General features: G+C 42.0%; 6 protein-coding genes. All 6 read left to right on the top strand.

All coding sequences use genetic code 11. From position 1 onward, the window contains the following. Positions 1-888: CRISPR-associated protein (locus AC6I5A_RS09455; protein WP_052168001.1), on the top strand; the 888-nt coding region annotated here is incomplete at its 5' end. A 12-nt stretch (positions 889-900) separates the two neighbouring features. Beyond that, entirely contained in the window at positions 901-1590 is a 690-nt protein-coding gene (cas5, locus tag AC6I5A_RS09450) for a CRISPR-associated protein Cas5 (protein ID WP_034614911.1), read from the top strand. Further along, positions 1578-3977 (top strand): CRISPR-associated helicase/endonuclease Cas3, encoded by a 2400-nt coding sequence (locus AC6I5A_RS09445; protein WP_034614908.1) that lies wholly within the window; start codon positions 1578-1580, stop codon positions 3975-3977. Before cas5 ends, AC6I5A_RS09445 begins: the two co-directional genes overlap by 13 nt. 184 nt (positions 3978-4161) lie before the next feature. After that, positions 4162-4674, top strand: coding sequence for a CRISPR-associated protein Cas4 (gene cas4 / locus AC6I5A_RS09440; RefSeq protein ID WP_034614905.1), 513 nt, complete (start codon positions 4162-4164; stop codon positions 4672-4674). A 120-nt stretch (positions 4675-4794) separates the two neighbouring features. After that, positions 4795-5790 carry a type I-B CRISPR-associated endonuclease Cas1b gene (gene cas1b, locus AC6I5A_RS09435; protein WP_034614903.1) on the top strand — a complete coding sequence of 332 codons (996 nt, stop codon included), beginning with the start codon at positions 4795-4797 and terminating at the stop codon, positions 5788-5790. Between the two features lie 36 nt (positions 5791-5826). Beyond that, positions 5827-6090 (top strand): CRISPR-associated endonuclease Cas2, encoded by a 264-nt coding sequence (gene cas2, locus AC6I5A_RS09430; protein WP_034614901.1) that lies wholly within the window; start codon positions 5827-5829, stop codon positions 6088-6090. Positions 6091-6280: the final 190 nt, after the last annotated feature.

The following is a 6280-nucleotide window of genomic DNA, read 5'->3' as shown; positions in this document are numbered from 1 at the left end:
TTGAATGACAGTGATGCCCGCAGACTGTTTCCCGAAGAAGACGGAAGAATTTCCTTAAGTGATGTCAGCATCAAAAGGGATGTACGTGATTTTGTGATCGATTGCGAAAGAGATGGGGGAAGTGAGAAAAAAAATTATATTTTTGTTCAGGAAAAAGCCAATGACAAAGGGAAGCTTTTGGGCAGGGGCAGTTTAGCAGAACTGATTGCCAAACAAGTAGGGAAAGATAAAAAGGCCAAGGAAGACATGAAAAGTGTTCTCCAGGAACATTGTTTTGATGTCAGGATTTTTGGCATTGTTTATTCTGTCAAACCAAAGTTTAACTTGACCGGTCCGGTACAGTTCGGGTGGGCTCATTCCCTTCATCCAGTGGACAGTCAATACGTGCAGGGAACGGTGGTTATGCCTAGCACGGATTCTACTGACGATGGTGAGGGAAAAACGCAAGGGACGATTTGGACAAGTTATATGATTCCCTTTGCTGTTTTTGCCATGCCGGCAGTGCTTAATGCCCGGGCGGCAGAGCATTCGGGGATGACAGTTGAAGACCAGGAATTACTGCTGAGAGGATTGTGGCAAGGGACCCAGCATCGACAGGCCAGAGGAAGAGGCCAACAGCTGCCCTTGATTTTAGTGCACATTGAATATAATGATCCTTTTTATAGGATCGGTTATCCTGAAGATTTGATTGCTATTTCTCCAGAGGCAAGCACCTGGAAAACTGCAGGAAAGCAACCTTCTTCACTGCAAGATATTTCTCTTGATTTAACAAAGCTGTTGGAGATTATTTCTGAAAAGAAAGACAAGATTGCACGCTGCAGAATTTGGTCTCATCCAAGCGTAAAAATAAACGGTGATATTAATAAATACATCCAGCCCTTATGGTAAAGGGAGGCAGTCATGAAAGGTTTAGCGTTTGATATTAAAGGAAGCATTGCTCATTTTCGTCGTCCGGATACAACGGCGACGCAGATGACGTACCCTTTTATTACTCCTACAGCGGTTAGAGGATTAGTGGGGGCAATTCTTGGGATCGAAGATTTTGTAACGCAGGATAAAATTGGCATAGAGCTATTAAATCCAGTAAGGACAGTTGCGCAGCAAATGTCTATGCTGGGCAAAGATGCAGGCACAGCGTTTAACCGGCCTACAACAATTGAACTGCTGGTTAATCCAAGCTATCGAATTTATTATTCAGGGAATGAGTATACTGAATCGCTTTTAGACCATCTGGTCAATGAAAAAGCAGTCTATCTGACTTATCTGGGTACGGCATATGCTTTGACGAAGCCTGTCTTATACCGGACATATTCGGATGTATCTTATATTACAGCAGCCGAGGAGAAGGAGATAGAGGCGAAAACAGTCATTCCTACGGCTTTAATCAAAGAGATTGTGCTTAAAACTGACCGGTATTATTGCAGGGCGGGAGGTTATATGTACGAATACAAAGGAAATCGTACGTTCGAAAAATCCATTGATTTCCTCTATGAAAAAAATGGAAAAGCAATATCATTTATCCCTCAAATGGACACTTTATTAGATCTTAAACTTGCCATGTTTGGGGAGGATTTAATATGCTTGGTGTAATCCCTTTTGAAAAATGTGTGGCACGTCCCAGCGAAAATGGTAAGGTTTATTTTCTAACAGACCATCTCCGCGGGGTGAAAGATTATGTAGAGCAAAGAATTAAGGATAGAGATGCTATATTAATCAGGCTGGCCGGGTTAGCCGGAATTTGTCATGACCTGGCAAAATCACATCCGGAATGGCAAAGTTATATTAACGGACAACGTAAGCGAGGACCTAATCATGCTCCGGAAGGAGCTTTCCTTTTTTCCTATTTGGGATATAAACTATTAAAATTAGAGAAGAAATGGCAGGATTATGCTGTCTATTGGCTCTGGCTGACCCGGGATATAGCCGATCATCATGGTCGATTAAAAGAGATACGGGATAATCACTGGATCGGAGCGGGGGCATGGGATAAAATCGATTTAAAAGGACTCACTCTTTTCATTCGTCAGAATTATCCGGAATTTACACATATCGAAATCACCAAAAAGGTCCTGGAGGAATGGGCTGAAGAGGTCTTTGACATCTTGGAAGAAGCAGAGGAAGCTATTGACCTTAGCTATAAATATCTTCCTCCTTTGGATTTAATGGAGAAACTGAGTTTCTGGAGAGAATTGACGACGGCGTTGATTGCCGGAGATCGTTTTCATGTCAGCCCAATGAATACTTTTTGGTTAAGTGAGCAGGAGCATCTTAGCAATAATCAAGCGTTAGACCAATTTTGTCAAAAAAGTGACTCGCAAGCTATGAGGAAGGTTAGAAGCGCAGCCCAAAAGCAGATTCTGCGACAATTGGCGGCGAATCCTGATCAGCGAATATATACGCTGGAAATGCCGACCGGCTATGGCAAAACCATTACAGCCTTAAAAATTGCGACCTGGCTGGGATTGAAGCAAGGTTATCAAAAGATCGTGTATGTAGCACCTTATTTGTCCATCCTGGAACAAACCAGTAAAGTAATTGAGGAAGCGATGGATGCTTTGGTACTTGAACATCACTCCTTAGCCATGCTTGAAACTAAAAAGGATAAAGATGATGGTGAAGAAGGACTCAGCCCTAATCAACTGATGATGGAGTCTTGGGCCAACTCTATTATCTGCACGAGCTTTCAGCAATGGTCAAAGGTGCTGTTCCCCGGGAAAGCGCAGGATGTCTTGCGCAGGGCCTATCTGCACGACGGTGTGGTAATTATTGATGAGCCGCAAATTTTCGCGCCGGAAGGCTGGAATGTTTTTTTATGCGGCCTAGAAGCGGTTGCGGCTCTATACAATTTGCGAATTATTTTTTTGTCGGCAACCATGCCTCCTTTTGAATATGGGCTTTCCCAAAAGCCGGGTTATCTTGTCGTTGAACCTGTCAAACAAATTGAGCGGTACCAGGTTGTTCGGCTCGGAGAAGTTGATGAAAAAAGTTTGGCTCACTTTTTGTTGGCAAGGAAAGAAAAATCCCAGGCCGCAATTTTAAATACGATCGGAGATGCTTATCTTGTTTATAAGGAGTTAAGTAAGGAGTTAAGTGGGAAACTGCCAAATTTAAAGCTCTTGCATGGCATGATGGTGCCGCTGCATAAGCGAATTGAAATTGAAAAAATCAGAGATTTTCGCCAGGAGAAGAAAAATGATCCTTTATGTGTAGTATCTACGCAAATTATCGAGGCAGGTGTGGATCTCAGTTTTGAACACATCGCTCGCGCTCTGCCTATTTTGCCCTCTATTGTGCAAGCAGCGGGACGCGTGAATCGAAATTTTGAAATGTCTGAAATGAAAATGTCTGAAGAGAAAATCGGAACTTTGTCGTTAGTTTCCTTTTTGCGGGAAGGAAAGAATAAAACGCGCGGTTATATTTATGCATCAGGTTTGCAAAAGCTGACGGATGAACTTTTAAAGGAAAAGGAAGTTTGGCTGGAATCTGAAATGCTTCAGTTGATAAAAGTTTATTATCAAAGGATGTTTGAACGGAACTCTTTTGAAACGGGGAAACAAGCGATAGCAGATGCCTTTGAAGGGAATTGGCCTGCCTTGTCAGGGTTTCAGCCCTTTGGCGAAGACTATCCCAAACTACCGGTTTTTGTTCCCTGGCAGGTTAAGCAAGAAGATGAAAGATGGTTGCCCGAAAAGTTTATTAAGTTGCAAGACCGGCTGGCTCTTTATTCACCGGAAAGCATTTATGAGCAATATGAGGATAAAAAATATTTAACAGGGTTGTCATTTGAAAGGCGAAAAGAATTTATGATTTTATTAAATCATTTTGTAGTCAATGTTCCGGCCAAGTTGGCCTTTTCGCTGGTAGATAGGGAAATATATCACCAGAATAAGATCCCAATGCTTTTAGGAATGGAAAATTATGATCATGTGGTGGGGCTGGCCAAAAGATATATGGAGGGGTTTGATAATTTTTTTTGAGGTTAGGCTTAGCTCAAGTCGGATTGCAGATGACCGGTCCCGTATAATTGTGGGTTCTAAGGCTGGGATATTATGCACCGGCAGGTGGTTTGAATATTGAAGAAGAAACGATGATATTTTGAGCACTGCTTTGCATGTTGTTTGAGGATGAGCTTTATGAGCGATATAGGAGAGGAGGGGTGCCGTGCCTAGCGAAAGTGAATTTAACTTAACCGGAACCCTTATTTGGTATTATTATTGCTGTCCCCGTGAAGTTTGGTTAATGGTGCATCAGATTAATCCGGATGAGGATGATGGTAATATGGATTTAGGGCGTTTTATTCACGCGAACACGTATAATCGAGATAAGCAAAAGGAGATATCGATCGGAAATATCAAGCTGGACATTGTACGTCAGGAAAGGGACGGGTTGGTCATCGGCGAGGTAAAGAAAAGTTCTAAATATCTAAAAAGCGCTCGCATGCAGCTGGCCTTTTACCTCAGGGAACTAAAGAGTCGCGGGCTGGATACCAAAGGAGAATTGTTGTTTCCAAAAGAGAAACGGAAAGAAGAAGTCGAGTTGACGCCAGAACTGGAACGTGAATTGGATGTGGCTGCATTGGAGATTGAGCGAATTGCGCAGCAAGATACTCCTCCTCTCCTTAACAAAATTCCTTTGTGTAGAAATTGTGCTTATAAAGAATTCTGTTGGGCGTAACAAGAATAAGAGTTATGTTAAAGATAATTCTGATAAACCATCATGCTGTTGCATGGGAGCATCAAACGTACGAATTTAGGTTCCTATAGTTTAAGGATAGGATAGAAGCGAGGGAGACTTTTGAAAAAAACATTATACATTTTTTCAAATGGGCAATTGCATCGCAAAGATAACACCATCTTCTTTGAGAGCGAAGAAGGGGATCGTAAGTTTATTCCGGTGGAGGACACCTCGGAACTGATGGTTTTTGGTGATGTTGATCTGAATAAACGTTTTTTGGAGTTTTGTACTCAGAAGGAAATTCTGATCCATTACTTCAATCATTATGGATATTACTCGGGTACTTTTTATCCCAGAGAGCACTATAACTCGGGTTATATGATCCTGCGCCAAGCGGAGCATTATCTTAAACCGGAATCCAGACTGCACATTGCTCGCCAGTTTGTGACTGGGGCCGAGCGCAACATTCGCCAGGTCCTTAAATATTATGCCAATCGTAATAAGAATGTTGGGGAGCAACTGGGAGAGATCGAAGGATTGGCAGAAAAAATCAGTACATCGGCAGACATATCTGTCCTTATGGCCATCGAAGGAAATATTCGGGACCAATATTATCGGGCGTTTGATGCGATCCATGGGCAAGATGATTTTATCTTTGATGGCCGTTCCAGGCGTCCTCCCAAAAACGAGATCAACACGTTGATTAGTTTTGGTAATACGATCATCTATTCAACAGTCCTCAGCGAGATTTATCGGACCCATCTTGATCCACGTATTGGGTATTTGCATACGACGAACTTTCGTCGCTTTTCACTCAATCTGGATGTAGCGGAAATCTTTAAGCCAATCGTTGTGGATCGTATCATCTTTTCTTTGATTGGTAAGAAAATGATTAGTAAGAAGGATTTTAAAAAAGAGGGAGGCGGGTTAATACTGAAAGAACAGGGCCGGAGAGTATTCGTTGAGGAGTTGGAAAATCGGTTAAAGACGACGATTAATCACCGAGAGATTGGATCGCCCGTTTCTTACCGGCGATTATTGCGTTTAGAGTTATATAAGCTTGAGAAGCATTTAATGGGGGAGAAGAACTATGAGCCTTTTGTTACTCAGTGGTAATTGAAAACGGCGAAGGATTAAAACGGAGGAAAGGCTATGTTTGTGATCCTAGTATACGATGTTGGAGAAAAGCGGGTTAATAAAGTGCTAAAAAGGTGCAGAAAGTATTTAAATTGGGTACAAAATTCGGTTTTAGAAGGAGATATCAGCGAGAGCAATTTGAAGAAATTAAAAATGGAACTGGAAAGAATTATTGCGTCGGATCATGATTCAGTAATCATCTACACATCTCGTACCACTAAGTATACGGAACGGGAAATCATGGGCTTGCGTAAAGGAGGAGAAGAACTTATTATATAAAGTAAGGGGAAGTGAATCACTTTCTTTATTTGATGCCGTCAATGTACAATACAGTCATAATCACGGGAGATCGACGACAGAGAAACGTGCTGGTTATGCGGTTTCCAAGTTATGAGGATGTTAAACTGATTTTATGCGTTCGGGGAAACTCTTAATTATTAGGCCCAAAATGGGCCTGTAGCCTGCCTAT

The organism is Desulfosporosinus sp. Tol-M2 (genome assembly GCF_059735615.1).
Note: the sequence above shows the minus strand (reverse complement) of the source record. Positions and strands in the feature narration are given on the sequence as shown.

Excerpts from the sequence above, each read along its gene's own strand:
- cas5 (WP_034614911.1), top strand. The coding sequence starts at position 901 with ATGAAAGGTTTAGCGTTTGATATTAAAGGAAGCATTGCTCATTTTCGT.
- AC6I5A_RS09445 (WP_034614908.1), top strand. The coding sequence starts at position 1,578 with ATGCTTGGTGTAATCCCTTTTGAAAAATGTGTGGCACGTCCCAGCGAA.
- cas2 (WP_034614901.1), top strand. The coding sequence starts at position 5,827 with ATGTTTGTGATCCTAGTATACGATGTTGGAGAAAAGCGGGTTAATAAA.